Source organism: Lentzea sp. NPDC037011 (assembly GCF_055607425.1).
In genome coordinates this window covers 19,707-35,535 of record NZ_JBVJRT010000022.1, presented here as the reverse complement: position 1 = coordinate 35,535, position 15,829 = coordinate 19,707, and the positions used below count along the sequence as shown (strand labels likewise).

Here is a 15,829-nt window from a genome sequence, read left to right as displayed (position 1 = left end):
GATCCATTCGAACGCCGATGACCTGGCCATTCGACGCATTCGACTGGGACACATCGACCTGACCACGCATTTTTGCCGTTGACCGCGCACGGAGAACGCTCCTAGCATCCGACGGGAAACCCGCCGCGCATTCGACCGAAAAATCTTCCTCTCACCGTTGAGAAGTGGAGTTCCCGTGGGAATTTCGGAACAGCCCGCGCGCTTGGCGCGGCAACGCCGGGTCCGTGCCGGACTGGTGTCGGGTGGCGCCGTCGTCGCGCTGGTGACCGCGCTTGCGGCGTGGCCCACCATCGCGGCGAACGCGAACGCCGCGGGCACCTATGTGCTGAAGAACGCAGGCAGCGGTCAGTGCCTCGACGCCGGCACGAGCCCGGCGAGCGGAACGCAGCTGCGCCAACAGGCCTGCGCCGGTCAGGAGTGGGTGCTGACCGAGGTCAGCGGCGGCGTCCGCATCACCGCAGGCGGCCTGTGTGTGGGCGTGCGCGACGCCTCGACCAGCGCGGGCAAGCCCGTCCAGCTGGAGACGTGCACCGGTGCGGCGAGCCAGACGTGGGCGCTGACGCCGAACGGCACCGATCACCGCCTGGTCAACGCCAACGGCGGCAAGTGCCTGAACGTCAAGGACAACGCCACGGCACCGGGTGCGTTGATCCAGACGAACTCGTGCGACGGCGCCACGACCAAGCAGTGGACGCTCTCCCCGACCAGCGGCGGCCCCACCAGCACCACCACGACCACAACCACGACGACCACCACCACCACCGGGACACCACCGGCCAACGCGCTGTACGTGTCACCGACCGGCCGTGACGGCGCGTCCGGCACGATCTCCGACCCGACCACGCTGACCTCCGCGCTCCCCCGCGTGGCCGCGGGCGGCACGATCTTCCTGCGCGGCGGCACGTACAACTTCGCGCAGACGGTGACCATCCCGCCCACCAACAACGGCACCGCCGGTGCCCGCAAGAAGCTGACGGCCTACCAGGGCGAGACGCCGGTGCTGAACTTCTCGGCGCAGACCGAGGACCCGGCCAACCGCGGCCTGGCGGTGAACGGCTCGTACTGGCACGTGTACGGCGTCGTCGTGGAACGCGCCGGCGACAACGGCATCTTCATCGGCGGCAGCTACAACATCTTCGAGCGCACGGTCACCCGCTTCAACCGCGACACCGGCCTGCAGCTGTCCCGGATGCTGTCGACCACGCCGAAGGACCAGTGGCCGTCCCACAACCTGATCCTCAGCGCCGAGTCGCACGACAACGCCGACTCCGACGGCGAGGACGCGGACGGGTTCGCGGCCAAGCTCACCTCCGGGCCCGGCAACGTGTTCCGCTACTCCGTGGCGCACAACAACATCGACGACGGCTGGGACCTCTACACCAAGTCCGACACCGGCCCGATCGGCGCGGTCACCATCGAGGACTCGCTGGCGTTCAAGAACGGCACGCTGAGCAACGGCGGCCAGGCCGGCAACGGCGACCGCAACGGCTTCAAGCTCGGCGGCGAGGACATCGGCGTCAACCACACCATCAGCCGCACGATCGCCTACGACAACGGCAAGCACGGCTTCACCTACAACCGCAACACCGGCTCCATGGCCGTGTCGAGCAACCTCAGCATCGACAACGACGAGCGCAACTTCTCGTTCGACGCGGGCAGCTCGGTGTTCCGCTCCAACACCTCCTGCCGCAGCGGCAGCGGGAGCAACGACAAGGTCGTCGGCAACGCCGACTCCTCCAACCAGTTCTGGTCGGGCAGCAACGGTTCCCGGTGCTCCGCCTACAGCGGGAGCCTCGGCTGGTCGTTCGCCTCCGACGGCAGGCTCGTCGTCACCCTCGGCGGCAGGCCCGTCGTCCTCTGACGCACCACTCAGCCGGGCCGCGCACCGCGGACGGGACGATCCAGCTCCCTGCGGTGCGCGGCCCGGCGTGCTTGCCCTTGAACCGGAACGCGCGGTCCACCCTGGGGCTGGTCAGTTCTGCTCAAGGAGTTCGGCCAACCGCAACGGCGTGCGGTCCTCGAACGCCGGCCCGATGAGCTGCACCCCGACCGGCAACCCCTCATCAGACCGCCCCGCTGGCACGGCCGTGGCAGGCAACCCGGGCATCGTCGCCACCCCCGCCCACACCAGCTGGTCGAAGTACGGGTGCGACACCCCGTCGATCTCGATGCGCCGCCCCAACATGTCAGGGTTGTGGTCGTGCGGGAACGCGGGAGTCGGCGTCACCGGGCACACCACGACGTCGAACTCACCGAACAACTGCCGCCACAGGTGCCGATGCCGTTCCCGGCGGTTGTGTGCCGCCAGCCAGTCGTGGTGGCTGAACACCATGGCACGCAGTCGAGTGGCGTCAAGCCCGTGGTCGTCCGCACTCAACCCGGCAACGCGCGCCCTCAGCTGCTCCACGGGAAACCGCGCCACCGCACTCGAGAACATCAACTCCGTGTAGAGCCGCGCGCCCTCCACCAGATCCGGCAGCAACGCACTGTGCCGCGAAACCCGAGCGCCACCAGCGACAAGCGCGTCAGCGACACGGCCGACACCAGCCCGCACGGCCACACCGGTCGGGATGAGCGGATGCTCGTCGAGCACCAGCACCCGGAAGTCGCAGAGCCGTTCGTGCCGCGCAGGAGGCAGGTTCACGGTGTGCGCCTTGCCGGAGGTCAGCGGGTCCGGCCCGGCCATCACGTCGAGCAACAGCCCCAGGTCGCCGGCGGTGCGCGCCATCGGCCCCACCACGGCGAGGTCGAGCTCGACCGGCAACGCCGGCTCGCCGGGCGCGACCATGCCGCGACTGGCCACCAGCCCCACGGTCGGCTTGTGCGCGTACACACCGCAGAAGTGCGCGGGGGTGCGCAGGGAGCCGGCGAGGTCGGAACCGATGGACAGCGCACCGAACCCGCACGCCAGCGCGGCAGCCGAACCGCCGGAGGAACCGCCCGAGGTGCGGGTGTGGTCCCAGGGGTTGTTGGTGGTGCCGTGGATGGCGTTGAAGCTCTGGATGTCCTGCAGTCCCAGCGGGACGTTGGTCTTGCCGAGCACCACCGCCCCCGCCGCCTTCAACCGCGACACCTGCACCGCGTCCTCCGCGGGCACGTGGTCCCGGTGCTCGGGCATCCCCCACGTCGTGGGCAGACCGGCGACGTTGAAGCACTCCTTGACCGTCACCGGCACACCGAGCAGTGGCCGGTCCTCGCCGCGGGCACGGGCCTGGTCCGCGGCGTGAGCGGCGGCGCGGGCGCGGTCGAAGTCCGGTGCGCAGATCGCGTTGATCGCCGCGTCGTGCCGCTCGATGCGGGTGATCGCCTCGTCGGTCAGGTGCGCGGAGGTCACGTCACCGGCGCGCAGGGCGGCGAGCATTTCTTCGGCCGATCGCAGGTTCCAATCCATGAATTCGACGCTAACCCTCCGCCGGGAAAGCCATAAAACCGGTTTTCGCGCAACGGGTCGGCCATGACAAAGTGTTCACATGGGATCGAACTGGTCGTGGACTTTGGTTCTGCCTGAAGGGACGTGGGACGAGGCGGCAGTGGAACGGCTGCTGGCCCTCGCCGACGGGTTCGGGCTGTCGCCGCTGCGGCCGGGCGGAGGGATCAACGGCTTCGACAAGTCGCCGGGTCGCGAGGGTGACCACCGCGTCGTGGACCGGGCACAGCTCGTGCAGGGCCTCGTCTCGGGATCATTCGCCACCAACCTGTGGACGGCGTCCGAAGTGGACGTCTGGCTGTCCACCGGGCCGGGTGGTGGAGACGACTCCATGTCGATGTCGTTGGACTCGGTGCACTGCCGGCGGACCCCGGTCGCCGACGCCGACCCGTTCCGCGCGCTGCACCGGGCGCTCACCGAGCTGTGGCTCGCCGTCGCGGCCGAGTTCGGTGGGCGGTTCGGGCGCGTCGAGGACGAGTGGTCGCTGGAGCAGATCTGGTCAGAGCTGCGGAAGCCGCTCGACGACACCACCCCGGTGCCGCAATGGCTGAGCTGGTTCACCTACCTCGGCGCCGAACGCCGCCGGGTGCTGGCGCCCGTCCTGGACCGGCTGGGCGCCGACGTGCTGGAGATGCGCGGTGGAGCAGCGCTGGTCAGGTTGCTGGACGACCCGGCAGCGGTCGACCCCGTGCGGTTCGCTCAGCTGCACCACGAGTACCGGCGTGCGACACGTCGTGGCTGACGCGCTGCGGCACACTCGCGCAATGCCGGAAGAGCTTGCGCTCAGCGACTACCAGTTGGACCTGCGGGCGAGGGTCCTGGCCGCGCCGACCGTACCCGCGCCCGCACCGTGGCGACCGGCGGACGACCACATGGTCGCCATCGGCGGGCTGCTCGCCGTGGGGTTCGCCACCCACCCCGGCAACGGCCGCGATCTGCTGCTGGTGGCGTCCTCGACCGGGCTCGGTCTGTTCGACACCACCACCGGCGAACGGCTGGCCCGTGACCGCGACGACGAGTCGGGGTGGGTCGAGGACGACCTGACGTGCCAGGGGATCGGGCCGGTCGCGCACCTCCGCGTGCCGATGGCCGGGCTGGACGGCGGCGGCCTGCACACCGGTGCTCCGGGGTGGGCGGTCGACGTCGTCAGCCCGGACTGGCCAAGCCACCGGGTGCTGCTGTCCACCGGGAGCCCCTTCTTCAGCGGGGCGCACGGCGAGTCGTGGTGGCAGGTCTTCCACGCGAACTACTCCGAGCTGCGCGCGGCCGGTTTCTCGCCCTCCGGCGCGACGCTGGTGGTGGCGACGAGCAGCGACATCAGCCTGTGGACCAGGACTCCTCAGGCGTAGTGGTCGAACTCGCTCTCCAGCACACCCTCCCCACGGGTCAGCGCGGGCAGCCGGCGTTGCAGCTCGTGCACCCTCGCCGCCGGGAGGTGTCCTTCGAGGACGGTCGCGGTCGTCGTCAGCGGAACTCCGCCGACCTTGCCCAGCGCGACGAGCACGGCGGCGAGCGCGTCCGGCGGGACCTCCAGCCGGAAGCGGTGCACCGGTTCGCACGTCACGGTTCCCGCGCGCTCCAACGCCTCCCGCAGCACGATCGGCGCGAGGCTGCGGAAGTCGCCCGCCACGCTCACCGGTGAGCAGTACCCGGAGTGCGTCATCGTGACCGTGCAGCCGTGGACGCGGTCGGCGCGCAACGCGTCCCGCACGGCCTCTTCGGTGGCCCTGAAGAAGGCGAGCGGCAACGAGCCCAGCTCCACCTCCAGCCGGAACTCCTCCGGCCCCGGCGCAACCCGGAACCCGATGGTGGCCGCGTACGGGCTCTCACCGAGCACCCGCACCGCCTCCCCCGTGCCGCGAGGACGTTCCACGCGGATCGTCCTCGTGTCGCGGAACCGGACTGCGACGCCGTGCTCCAGGGCGAGCGTGGCCTCGATGACCTCCTTCTGCACCTCGCCGTACAACGACACCACGACGTCGTCGCCGTCGAGCCGCAGGTTGATCAACGGGTCCTGCTCGGCGAGCTGGCGCAGCGCGGAGTGCAGGGCCACCCGGTCGTCCGCCTCCACGACGGTTTCCAGCGTCGGCGGCGCGAAGTGCCGGACGCGGTCGCGGTGAGCCGTGCCGATCGTGTCACCGATGCGGACGTCGAGGCCCCACAGCTTCGCGATCTGCCCCGCCACGGCGGTGGCGCGGCGCGGCGCCGATCCCTTGTCGAACACCGCGATCGACGTGACTTTCCCTTCGCGGTCACCGATCCGCACCCGCTCACGCACGCGCACGGTCCCGGAGAACAGCCGCACGAACGCGACCTTCTCCCCCGCCTGGCCGCGTTCGACCTTGAACACCGTGCCGGACAACGGACCGCCGGCCGCGTCGTCGTCCGGCACCGACGACGTGACGGCGGCGACCAGCTCGGCCACGCCGTCACCGGTGATCGCGGACCCGAAGAAGACCGGCGCGTCGGTGGCCAGCTCCTGCGCCACCTCGCGCGCCACGCGGTCGCCGTCGGCGCCGCGGCGGTCCATCTTGTTCACGAACACGACGGTCGGGATCTCCAGGCGCTGCAACGTGCGCATGAGCACGCGGGTCTGCGCCTGCACGCCTTCCACCGCGGACACCACCAGCACGGCGCGGTCGAGCACGTCGAGCACCCGCTCCACCTCGGCGATGAAGTCCGGGTGGCCGGGCGTGTCGATCAGGTTGACCACGACGTCGCCGACGGCGAACGAGGCGACGGCGGACTTGATCGTGATGCCGCGCTGCCGTTCGAGCGCGAGCGAGTCGGTCTGCGTGTTGCCGGCGTCCACGCTGCCGAGTGCGTCGATGACACCGGCGGTGTGCAGCAACCGCTCGGTTAGGCTGGTCTTACCGGCGTCGACGTGGGCCAGAACTCCGAGGTTCAGGGTGCGAGACAAGCGTCATGTCCTCTAGATAGGCAACGAATACCTTCTGGGTGAACACGAACGCCTCGCGCATGTGCCTCTCCTCGTCCGGACGACTGGCCACGCGCAGTGGACCAGTCAGCGGCTCGCTGCGCAACGGAATTTGTCAGTCCTGCTCGATACGATCCCGGTGTGCTCAAGACGCGGCTCGACCTCGACCGGATCCGGGCGGCCCGCCGCAGGATCGACCCGGTCTACCTCGACACGCCGCTGTACCGGTGCGAAGCGCTGGGGCGCCGGCTCGGCTGCGCGGTGAGCATCAAGCTGGAGACGGCGAACCCGGTGCGCAGCTTCAAGGGCCGCGGCACCGAGCTCGTCACCGGCCTGCTCGCCGAACAGGGGCGCACGGCCGTGGTGTGCGCCAGCGCGGGCAACCTCGGCCAGGCGCTGGCCTGGTCCGGTCGCCGCCGCGGCCTCGCCGTGACGGTCGTGGCGTCCGTGCGGGCACCTGCCGCCAAGCTCGACCGCATCCGCGCGCTGGGTGCGGAGCTGGAGCTGGTGGACGGTGACTTCGAGCTGGCCCGCGAACGCGCCGCGCACATCGCGGGCGAACGCGGCATCCGGCTGCTCGAGGACAGCCTGGACGTCGAGACGTGCGAGGGCGCCGCGACGATCGGTCTCGAACTGGGCCGGGAGTTCGACGCCGTCCTGCTCGCCCTGGGCGGTGGTGCGCTGGCCACGGGCGTAGGCCACGTCGTGAAGACGCAGGCGCCCGCTGCCGAGGTGGTCTGCGTGCAGCCCGCGGGCGCCCCGGCGCTGACCCGGTCGTGGCACGAACGCCGGGTCGTCACGACCGGCTCGGCCGACACGATCGCCGACGGCGTCGCGGGCCGGTTCCCCATCCCCGAGGTCCTCGACGACCTCCTCCAGGTGGCTGACGACGCCGTCCTCGTCCGGGAACCCCCGATCATCGAGGGCATGCGACTGCTCCTGGAGCACGCGGGCCTGGTCGTGGAGCCGTCAGCGGCGCTCGGTGTGGCGGCCGTGCTGGAGGACCGCGAGCGGTTCGCGGGCCGTCACGTCGTCATGGTGATCTGCGGCAGCAACGTCGACCCTGACGCCTACCGGGGCTGGGTGGGCTGACGTGGGAGAGCCGGAGCCGGCCCGCTCGGTGCTGCGCGCCGTGGCGTACTTCTGCGGCGCGGTGGCCGGTTGCCTGCTCATCGTCGCGGTGGTGGTGGCGATCGCGCTCACGAGCGACCGGCTCGGCGGCGGCGTGCTGTACTTCGCCGGCCTCGTCGCGGCCCAGCTGATCGCCCAGCCGATCGGCAGGCACGTCGTCGTCAGGTGCTGGACCGGCTACAAGCGGACCATCGCGGCGGACGGGTGGTCGGCGCTCAGCGCGGACTCCCGGCCACCCGTGCTCTACCTGCGCTCGTTCGCGGTCGACGACGTGCTGGCGCGCACCGGCGACACGGCGCTCGACTACTTCCGCACCGAGGAGGAACGGCTCGCGCGCGCCTTCGCGCCGGTCGGGCCGCTGGTGGCGATCGGGCGGCCAGGCGAGGTCCTCCCGCCGGCCGGCGCGCCCCGCGTCCACGTCGGGGACGAGTGGCAGCAGACGGTGCGCGAGCTCCTCGACCGCGCCCGGCTGGTGCTCGTCGGCGCGGGACGGGGCGCGGGGCTGCGGTGGGAGCTGGAACAGGTGGTGGCGACGGCCGATCCGCGCCGCTTGGTGGTCCTGCTGCCGTTCGACAACTGGCAGTACGACCACTTCCGCTCCGGGGTGGCCGAGGTGTTCCCGCACCCGTTGCCGGACCTCCCGCCCCTGTCGGAGGCGGACGACCAGGCGATCAGGGCGGCGCTGGTCTTCGGCGAGGACTGGACCGCGGCACCGGTGCTGCTCGGGATCGACCGGGCCACCAGTCTCGAAATCGCGCTCCTGCACCACCTCGCGCCCGTTTTCGCGCACCTGGAGGACGAACGCGCGCCGATGCGATTACGGCGGCAGCGCGACCTGCGGTGGCTTGCGCTCCGCCTGGCGGGCCTGACCCTCCTGCTGACCGTGGTGTGGGGGCTGGTGCGGGTCTTCGTGTTGCGCTGACAGCACCTGCGAGGCGGGTGGTGCTCCGCGGACGTGAAGTCCGCGGAGCACCACCCGCGCGTGGGCGAGCTCAGCCGGAGGTCACTCCCGGCACTTGCGGCCGTCGTTGACGCACTTCACGATCTTGTTCATCGTCTGCTCGGAGTTGACGTTGGCGAAGTCGTTGTGGTCGGAGAACGGGTTGTGGTTCTCCTCGGGGAACGCGTCGAGCTGGTACTGGCCCTTCTGCTGGACGTCGCGGGAGATGTCGTAGGAGATGCTGATCCGCAGCTGCGGGATGGCCTTGAACCCCTGCGGGCAGGCACCGGTCTGCTTGTCGGCGAACCGGACGTGGTCGCGGTGGTTGGCGCTGTCGGCGTTCTGACCGTCCCAGCAGCCCGCGAAGTCGTGCACGCGCATGACCTTGCTGCCCTGCGGGCAGACCACGTACTTGTCGGACAGCCGGTCCTCGAAGCCGCTGCAGGTCCACGTCGCGCGCGCGTTGGCCGGGCCGCGGCTGGTCGGCTTGGCGTCACCGGTGACCATCTTCAGGAACTTCGGCATGCCGGTGACCTTGCTGGTGGCGTTGCCGCGGTACTCGATCTTCACCTGGGCCGGGCGGACGATCTTGCCGACGTTGCCGACGAGCTCCAGGTTGCGGCCGGTGGGAGCGGCGAGGGGCGGGGCGGTCGTGGTGGTGGCACCACCGTTGTTGCCCCCGTTGTTGTTGCCGTTGCCGTTGCCGTTGTTCCCGTTGCCGTTGTTGCCACCGTTGTTGTTGCCGCCGTTGTTACCGCCCTGGTCGCCGCCGTTCAGGCCGCACCGGGCGAGGCGGTCGAGCCCCTGCGGGCGTTCGCCGTTGCGCCCGATCGCGATCGCGATCCGGTCGAGCGTGGCGACGCGCTTGTCCTTCAACGGCCCCAGGATGGCGTTGTCGACGAAGTTCGGGCCGCCCTGGCCCTTGGTGGTCACGATCCGCTGGTTGGCCTCGGCGATCTGCTTGTCCAGCAGCGCGAGGTTGCGGTCCACCTCCTCGATCGCCTGGTCGGGCACGCCGGGCAGCGCACCGCGGACCGACGGGCACTTGATCGTCGGCGTGGCGGCGTCCTGCTCCTGCTGTTGTTGCTGCTGGGACATTCCCTGGCCGGAGAACTTGCGCGGCGCGGTCGAGTGCCCGTTGTGGCCGCCGCCACCGTGGTTGCCGTGGCCGAAGCGCACGTCGCAGTCGGCGAGGTTGACCAGGTTGGGCTTGCGCGCGGACCGGCCGATGGCGATGGCGATGCGGTCGAGGGTGGCCACGCGCTTGCTGCGCAGCGGGCCGAGGATCGCGTTGTTGACGAAGTTCGGGTCGCCGGGGTTGTCGGTGCGCGCGACGCGGTCGTTGGCCTCCTTGAGCTGCTGTTCGAGCAGCTGGAGGTTCTTGGTCACCTCGTCGCGGACCCGCTGCGGCACAGCGGGCAGGCGGTCGGCGACACCGGGGCAGGCGACCTCGCCGGGACCCGTTTCCTTGATCTTGTCCGGGCTGGAGCCGGACGAACCCGGGTTGGCCTTGGGGTTGATGCGCACGACCGGCCAGAAGTAGGACGAGCGGTCACCGTTGCGACAGGTGGTCTCCGCGTCCTCCAGGCTCTCGTCGGACGAGTCGGCGCTGATGGACAGGTTGCCCACGAAGTCGTGGACGTGCTGCGCACCGTGCTGCAGACCCGGCTGGGCGACCGGGTTGTCGGCACTGAACTTGCCGTTCTCGTTCGTGCCGCAGTCCACCGTGAACACACCCGCGGCACCGTTCTGGCCGACCTTGGGGTTCACCACGTTCTTGTTGACCTGCTCGATGGGCACGAACGCACTGCGCGGCGCCGGGTCACCGTCCTTCGCGGCCAGTGCCACGGTCGCGGTGCCCGCAGCGACCACCGCGACCGCTGACAAAGACGCGATCAGGCGGAACTTCCGTCTGTCGGCTTCACGGTGCGTCATGCGTCCTCCTCGATCATGCGGTGCATGACCAGGCATACGTACGGTGGCCCGTCTTGGCTCAACCGTGATTGAACTTCCACAAGCCGGTGACCCGCACCGGCACCTCGGCCCAGCTGCTCGACGGCGAAGGCGTCCTGACGGTCAAGCAGGTGCGCGACGGCCGCGTGCTCGCGGTCGTGCGCGGCACCGGCGCAGCACCCGTGACCACGACCGCCGTCGCCGCACCGACCACGACGACGACGAGCGCGGGCCAGGCCGTGGGTTCCGGCGACTCGGCCGGCAGGTGGGAGCACGGACCAGGCGACCCGAACGGCACCCGCCTGTGGGACGTCACCGACCCCGCGCACCCCCGCCGGCTCGGCGACCCGCTCGTACCGCACAGCACCCTGAGCTCCGTCACGGCGCAGTTCGCGCCGTCCGCCGACATCATGGTGACCGGCATCTCCGGCGGCGTGTTCCTCTGGGACCTCGGCAACCGCATCCTGCCCCAGCAGCTGGGCCCGGCGCTGACGGACAACGGTGGTGCCGTGCACCACCTGGAGTTCTCGGCGTCCGGCGACCTGCTGGCGACGGCCGGTCACAACGGCGCGTTCGTGCTGTGGGACCTCGCGCCGACGTTCGAGTTGCGCGGCAGGGTGGACGAGACCGCGTGTGCCGTCACGGGCGGTGGGCTCGATCGTGAGCTGTGGAGCCGGTACGTGCCGGACCTGGAGTTCCAGGAGACGTGCTGAGAGAACGCCCCTCAGTGCGCCAGGGTGGGCCACCGCCGCGACCACCGGTCCTCGGTGGCCGCTCGCACGACGAACCGGGCGAGGTCGTCACGGTTGATGGTGGTGCCACCCCTGGGGTTCTCGGCGTCGCCGACTCGGTGGTCCCCGGCGAGCGGTGTGTCGACGATCCGCGCGGGGCGCACAGCGGTCCACCTCACCGTGCTGCGTTCCAGAACGGTCTCCATCGCTTGCATGTCACCGTAGAGCTCGCGCATGACGGTGCGTGCGACCGCGCGGTACCACAGCGGGTGGTGGGGGTCGTCGTGGCGCACACCGCTGGAGGAGAGCACAACGATCCGGTCGACGTCGTGCGCGGTCATCGCGGCCACGAAGTGACGTGCACCGGCGGAGTACAGGCCGTTGGCCCGGTGCCCGGACGGTCCGATCGCGGAGACGACGGCCTCCTGACCGGAGATCGCGGCGTGCACGTCGTCGTACTTGCGCACGTCACCCCTGACGATCTCCAGTTCTGACGCCGTTCCTCCCAGCGCGAGGCGAAAGGCGCCGGGATCGCGCACGACGCACCGGACGCTGTGGCCGGCGTGACGGGCTTGTTCGACGATGGCACGTCCGGTGGCGCCGTTGGCGCCGAAGACGACGATCTTGCTCATGGCGTTTCCTCGCGGTGGTCGGGTCAGTGCTCGGTGTCGGCAGCGGTGCGGGGCAGCAGCGGCACGGCGGCCAGGCAGGCGACGATGACGCCGCCGACGACGAGGAGCGTCGTGGTCATGGCGGAGGTGCTGCCGCTGGTGGTGATCAGCGCGAGGAAGACGCTGGTGACCGTCGCGGAGCCGATGCCGTTGGCGACCTGCTGGACGGCGCTGAGCGAGCCGCTGGCGGCACCGGCGTCCTGTGCTGCCACGTCCCCGAGGGCGAAGGTGAAGATGGTGCTGAAGCAGATGCCGGCGCCGAGGCCGATCACGGCGGTCGCGATGGCGTTGTGCCACCACGTCGCGTTGCCGTCGGCCACGTTCACCACCAGCAGCAGGATTCCCGTGCCGGCGAGGGTGGTGAGCAGTCCGCCGAAGACGAGCTTGCGGCCCAGCTTGGGCAGCAGCGCGGTGCTGATCCCGGAGCCGCCCATGATGCCCGCGGTGAGCGGGATCAGGTTGACCGACGTCGCGGTCGGCGAGAAGCCCAGGGCCAGCTGGAAGAACAGCGAGATGACGTACATCAGGCCGCTGAACGCCGCGAACACCAGCAGTCCCATCACCAGTCCCGAGGTGAAACCGCGGTTGCGCAGCAACGAGCGGGCCAGGAGCGGCTGCTCACCGCGGGCTTGCAGGCGGCAGAAGACGGCGAAGAGGACGACGCCCGCGGCGGTGGTGCCGATCGCGAGGGCGCTCCAGCCGTCCTCGGACCCGGTGATCAGGCCGAAGAGGAAGGCGAAGAGCGAGACGGCGAGCAGCCCGCTCGCGGCCGGGTCGACCCGGGCGGTGCGGTCGGCCTCGACGGCCGGCAGGAAGCGGAACGCCAGCACGAGCGCCACGCCGCCGACCACGATGTTGATCAGGAAGATGGGCCGCCACCGCAGGCCGAACAGGTCGGCGTCGATGAGGACGCCGCCGAGCAACGGGCCGGCGACCGCGAAGACGCCGAGCATCGGCGCGAAGAGGCCGAAGGCCTTGCGCAGCGCGTCCTTCGGGAAGGTCGCGGTGATGATCGCCATGCCCTGCGGGATGAGCAGCGCGCCGAAGACGCCCTGGGCGACCCGTGCGCCGATGAGCATGCCGGGACCGACGGCGAGCCCCGCCACCGCCGAGGCCAGGACGAACCCGGTCAGGCCGACCAGGAACGTCCGGCGCTGCCCGAAGCGGTCGCCGATGCGGCCCCCGACGACCAGGAGGGCGCCCAGCGCGAGGGCGTAGGACGCGCCGAGCCACTTGATCAGGCTCGGCCCGGCACCGAGGTCCGCGACCACGGACGGCGCCGCGACGTTGGCGATGGTCGCGTCGATCAGGTCCATGGCGTCGGCGAGCAGGACGACGAGGAGCGTCATCGCGAGCGTTCGCCTCGACGCCCTGACGGGCGGTGGGACTGCGGAAACAGACATCGGCGCGCAACTCTCGTTCGCAGCGGTACTGACGAACGCGATCGTAACGAACATGTTCGTCACGATCCAGTTCGGCGGTTGCTATGCTGGTCACATGGCCCGAGAGATGCCGGTCAGCCGCCGTGAGCGGCCGGCGAAACCCGCGTTGACCCGTGACGGCATCGTGGACGCCGCGATGGCGATCCTCGCGGCCGAAGGCGCCCAGGCCGTGACGATGCGCAAGGTCGCGGGAGCGCTCGACACCGGTCCGGCATCGCTCTACGTGTACGTGCGGAACGCCACCGAGCTGAGCTCCCTGCTGATCGACCGGCTGATCGCGGCACTCGACCTGACCTGGGACGGGACCGAGCCGTGGCGCGGGCGGCTGCACCGCGTGCTCGCCGACTACTCGACGATGCTGGCGAGCCACGCGGGCATCGCGCGGTCGGCGTTGTTCGTGTGGCCGGACGGACCGCACTACCTCGACCTGATCGAACTGCTGATGCGCCTGCTCACGGCGGCGGGCGTCGAGCCGGAACCGGCGGCTCGGGCGACCGACCTGCTGCTGCAGCAGGCCACCGCGGCGGCCGCGGAGTGGGACGGCCGCCGGGAGAACGGCGGGCAGGACCTCAGCGACCTCGTGAGCACGCTCGAGTCAGCCGACCGGGAACGGCACCCGATGCTCGCCGCGCTCGGTTCGGCGATCTTCGTGCGCGGCAGCAACGAGGAGCGCAGCGCGTGGATCGTCGACACCATGTTGGACGGGATTCTCGCGTCGCAAGGGGCTGACCGGCCCGCGCGGTAGGCCGGGCAGGGCCGCCTCGGCACCGTCGCGCCACGCGCTCACCGCGGTCAGCGCAACGGCCTGTTGACGTCGCTGATCATCGCGCGCACGGACGCGCGCAGCGCCGGGAGCGACGGCCGGGGAGCTGTCGCCGCGGTGACGGCCGGTGCGGAGCCGACCGGGCCGGGAACCGGGTGGACCTCGGTCTCGTTCGGCAGCGGCACGCCGGGGCAGGTGATGTTCCCCGGCCGGGAGCCGCGCAGCAGGAACACGTTCACCGCGCCGTCGACGCAGGGGTCGTCCTCGAAGCCGTACTGGCCGTGGAACGGGCTGTCCGCCACGGACACCAGGCTCACGCCGGGTGCCGCGCGCACCGCGGACCTGGCCTGCTCGTAGCCGGTCTGCGGGTCGAGCTCACCCTGCACGACCAGCACCCGGCCGGCCACCTCCGCCGGGAGCACCGGCAGCTGCTGCCGCGGCGCGTCGGACCAGAAGGCGCACGGTTCGCCCAGGCCGTACTGCCAGCCGAAGAGCGGGTACCGCGGTCCCTGCCGGTCGGACAGGCGCCGGTACCAGGCCGCCGAGCGGGTCGGCTGGTCACCGCACGCCACGGCGTAGCGGGTCGCCGGGACGTGCAGGTAGTCGGACGGGTCGTCGGCGAGTGCCGCTGCCACCACCGCCGGGGTCAGCGCCTCCAGTGGCGTGCCGAACACCGCGCGGGACTGCGCGTCCAGCTGCGGCGCAAGAGCGGAACCGGTCGCCGCCGGCGTGGTCTCGCCGTTCGCTCCCCGCACGCCCAGCACGAACACCAGCGCGCCCAGGACCCAGCGCAGCGTCGAGCCCATGCCCGTGAAGATCGCGTCGAACTGGTCGGGGCTGGTGCCGGCGCCGGCGTAGAACCGGCGGGCGCGCTCCCAGTTGGCCGCGGCTTCCGCGGGTGTGGTGCCGGCCTCCGGGAACTGCCGCGTCATCCACGGCAGGAACGAACCCTCGAACATCCGCTGGTTGATCCGCGGCCACGCCTCGAACGCGGCCTGCAGGCGGCCCTGGAAGTCGGTGCTGGAGTCGAGCACGACCTTGCCCGCGCTCTTCGGGAACAGCGACGCGTACTTGGCTCCGAGCCACGTGCCGTAGGAGTAGCCCAGGTAGTCCATCTTGGACTCACCGAGCAGCATGCGGAGCAGTTCGACGTCGTGCGCGGTCTGCCAGGTCGTGATGAACGGCGTGATCGCCTCGCTCTGGCAGGCCTCCGCGACGGCACGCGGCTGCTTCAGGTGCTCGGTGGTGCTGTCCGCCGAACGGTCACGCGCGTCGAGGTCCGTGCGCGGCGACAACCGTCCGATCGGCACGTCGCACGTCTCGGGCAGCTCGTCCGGCGCGGTGCCGCCCTCCCTTCCGGTCCCGCGCGGGTCCATGCCGATCAGCGCGTAGCGCTCGTGCAGCCGGGGTTGCAGGGCCGCCAGCGAACCGGGCAGCGACGTGCCCTGCGCGCCGGGACCACCGGGGTTGAGCAGCAGTGATCCGAGGTGTTCCCCGGACGCGGCGACCCGGCTGATCGAGACGACCAGGTCCCGGCCGGTGTCCGGCGCCGCCCAGTCCCTGGGCACGGTCATGTGCGCGCACTCGGCGGGTAACGCGTCGGGTTGCGCGGTGAACGCGCATTGTCCCCAGCTCAGTTGTTGTCCGGCGTACCGGGAGAACGGGTCGGGTGCGGCGTCGGCGGGCGCGGTCGTGAGGGTGAGGACGAGGGTGGTGACGACGGCGGGCACCACGGCGGCGGTCGAGCTGCTGCGCACGGCAGTCCTTTCGCGACGGGGATTCGGGCGCCACCCATCCGACCAGTTCCCGCGACGCGGCGTCTACGGCACCTCG

General features: G+C 71.0%; 13 protein-coding genes. 7 read left to right on the top strand and 6 right to left on the bottom strand.

The features are described 5' to 3' along the window. The first annotated feature begins 175 nt into the window (after positions 1-175). Positions 176-1,861 (top strand): RICIN domain-containing protein, encoded by a 1,686-nt coding sequence (locus ACZ7CH_RS39005; protein ID WP_470376248.1) that lies wholly within the window; start codon positions 176-178, stop codon positions 1,859-1,861. 111 nt (positions 1,862-1,972) lie between these two features. Here the strand turns inward: ACZ7CH_RS39005 and ACZ7CH_RS39000 are convergent, their stop codons facing one another. After that, positions 1,973-3,391: an amidase gene (locus ACZ7CH_RS39000; protein WP_470376247.1), complete on the bottom strand. Its 1,419-nt coding sequence runs from the start codon at positions 3,389-3,391 to the stop codon at positions 1,973-1,975. Between the two features lie 79 nt (positions 3,392-3,470). On the opposite strand from ACZ7CH_RS39000, the gene ACZ7CH_RS38995 reads away from it, so the two are divergent. Together ACZ7CH_RS38995 and ACZ7CH_RS38990 are read left to right on the top strand one after the other, a co-directional pair. Next, positions 3,471-4,169: a hypothetical protein gene (locus tag ACZ7CH_RS38995; protein WP_470376246.1), complete on the top strand. Its 699-nt coding sequence runs from the start codon at positions 3,471-3,473 to the stop codon at positions 4,167-4,169. Between the two features lie 22 nt (positions 4,170-4,191). Then, the gene (locus tag ACZ7CH_RS38990) at positions 4,192-4,776 is read left to right on the top strand and encodes a hypothetical protein (RefSeq protein ID WP_458433090.1); all 585 of its coding nucleotides are present in this window, start codon (positions 4,192-4,194) and stop codon (positions 4,774-4,776) included. Here the strand turns inward: ACZ7CH_RS38990 and ACZ7CH_RS38985 are convergent. Next, on the bottom strand, positions 4,767-6,347 hold the full coding sequence (locus ACZ7CH_RS38985) for a GTP-binding protein (RefSeq protein ID WP_470376245.1): 1,581 nt from the start codon (positions 6,345-6,347) through the stop codon (positions 4,767-4,769). The two genes, ACZ7CH_RS38990 and ACZ7CH_RS38985, sit on opposite strands and share 10 nt — an antisense overlap. 159 nt (positions 6,348-6,506) lie before the next feature. On the opposite strand from ACZ7CH_RS38985, the gene ACZ7CH_RS38980 reads away from it, so the two are divergent. Continuing rightward, the gene (locus tag ACZ7CH_RS38980; protein WP_360388013.1) at positions 6,507-7,457 is read left to right on the top strand and encodes a threonine ammonia-lyase; all 951 of its coding nucleotides are present in this window, start codon (positions 6,507-6,509) and stop codon (positions 7,455-7,457) included. A gap of 1 nt (position 7,458) precedes the next feature. Further along, positions 7,459-8,418 (top strand): hypothetical protein, encoded by a 960-nt coding sequence (locus ACZ7CH_RS38975; protein ID WP_470376244.1) that lies wholly within the window; start codon positions 7,459-7,461, stop codon positions 8,416-8,418. Between the two features lie 81 nt (positions 8,419-8,499). Here the strand turns inward: ACZ7CH_RS38975 and ACZ7CH_RS38970 are convergent, their stop codons facing one another. After that, positions 8,500-10,371, bottom strand: a complete 1,872-nt coding sequence (locus ACZ7CH_RS38970; RefSeq protein ID WP_470376243.1) for a DUF1996 domain-containing protein — start codon at positions 10,369-10,371, stop codon at positions 8,500-8,502. 86 nt (positions 10,372-10,457) lie between these two features. Here ACZ7CH_RS38970 and ACZ7CH_RS38965 point away from each other — a divergent pair, with 86 nt between their 5' ends. Beyond that, on the top strand, positions 10,458-11,102 hold the full coding sequence (locus ACZ7CH_RS38965; protein WP_470376242.1) for a WD40 repeat domain-containing protein: 645 nt from the start codon (positions 10,458-10,460) through the stop codon (positions 11,100-11,102). Between the two features lie 11 nt (positions 11,103-11,113). Here ACZ7CH_RS38965 and ACZ7CH_RS38960 read toward each other — a convergent pair whose 3' ends face one another. Beyond that, positions 11,114-11,752 (bottom strand): NAD(P)-dependent oxidoreductase, encoded by a 639-nt coding sequence (locus ACZ7CH_RS38960; protein WP_470376241.1) that lies wholly within the window; start codon positions 11,750-11,752, stop codon positions 11,114-11,116. Positions 11,753-11,775: 23 nt separating this feature from the next. After that, on the bottom strand, positions 11,776-13,140 hold the full coding sequence (locus tag ACZ7CH_RS38955; protein ID WP_470376240.1) for an MFS transporter: 1,365 nt from the start codon (positions 13,138-13,140) through the stop codon (positions 11,776-11,778). Positions 13,141-13,288: 148 nt separating this feature from the next. Between ACZ7CH_RS38955 and ACZ7CH_RS38950 the strand changes: the two genes are divergently transcribed. Then, complete coding sequence (locus ACZ7CH_RS38950; protein ID WP_360387999.1) at positions 13,289-13,978, top strand: TetR/AcrR family transcriptional regulator; 690 nt, start codon at positions 13,289-13,291, stop codon at positions 13,976-13,978. A gap of 47 nt (positions 13,979-14,025) precedes the next feature. On the opposite strand, the gene ACZ7CH_RS38945 is transcribed toward ACZ7CH_RS38950, so the two are convergent. Further along, positions 14,026-15,753 carry an alpha/beta fold hydrolase gene (locus ACZ7CH_RS38945; RefSeq protein ID WP_470376239.1) on the bottom strand — a complete coding sequence of 576 codons (1,728 nt, stop codon included), beginning with the start codon at positions 15,751-15,753 and terminating at the stop codon, positions 14,026-14,028. Positions 15,754-15,829 lie beyond the last annotated feature (76 nt).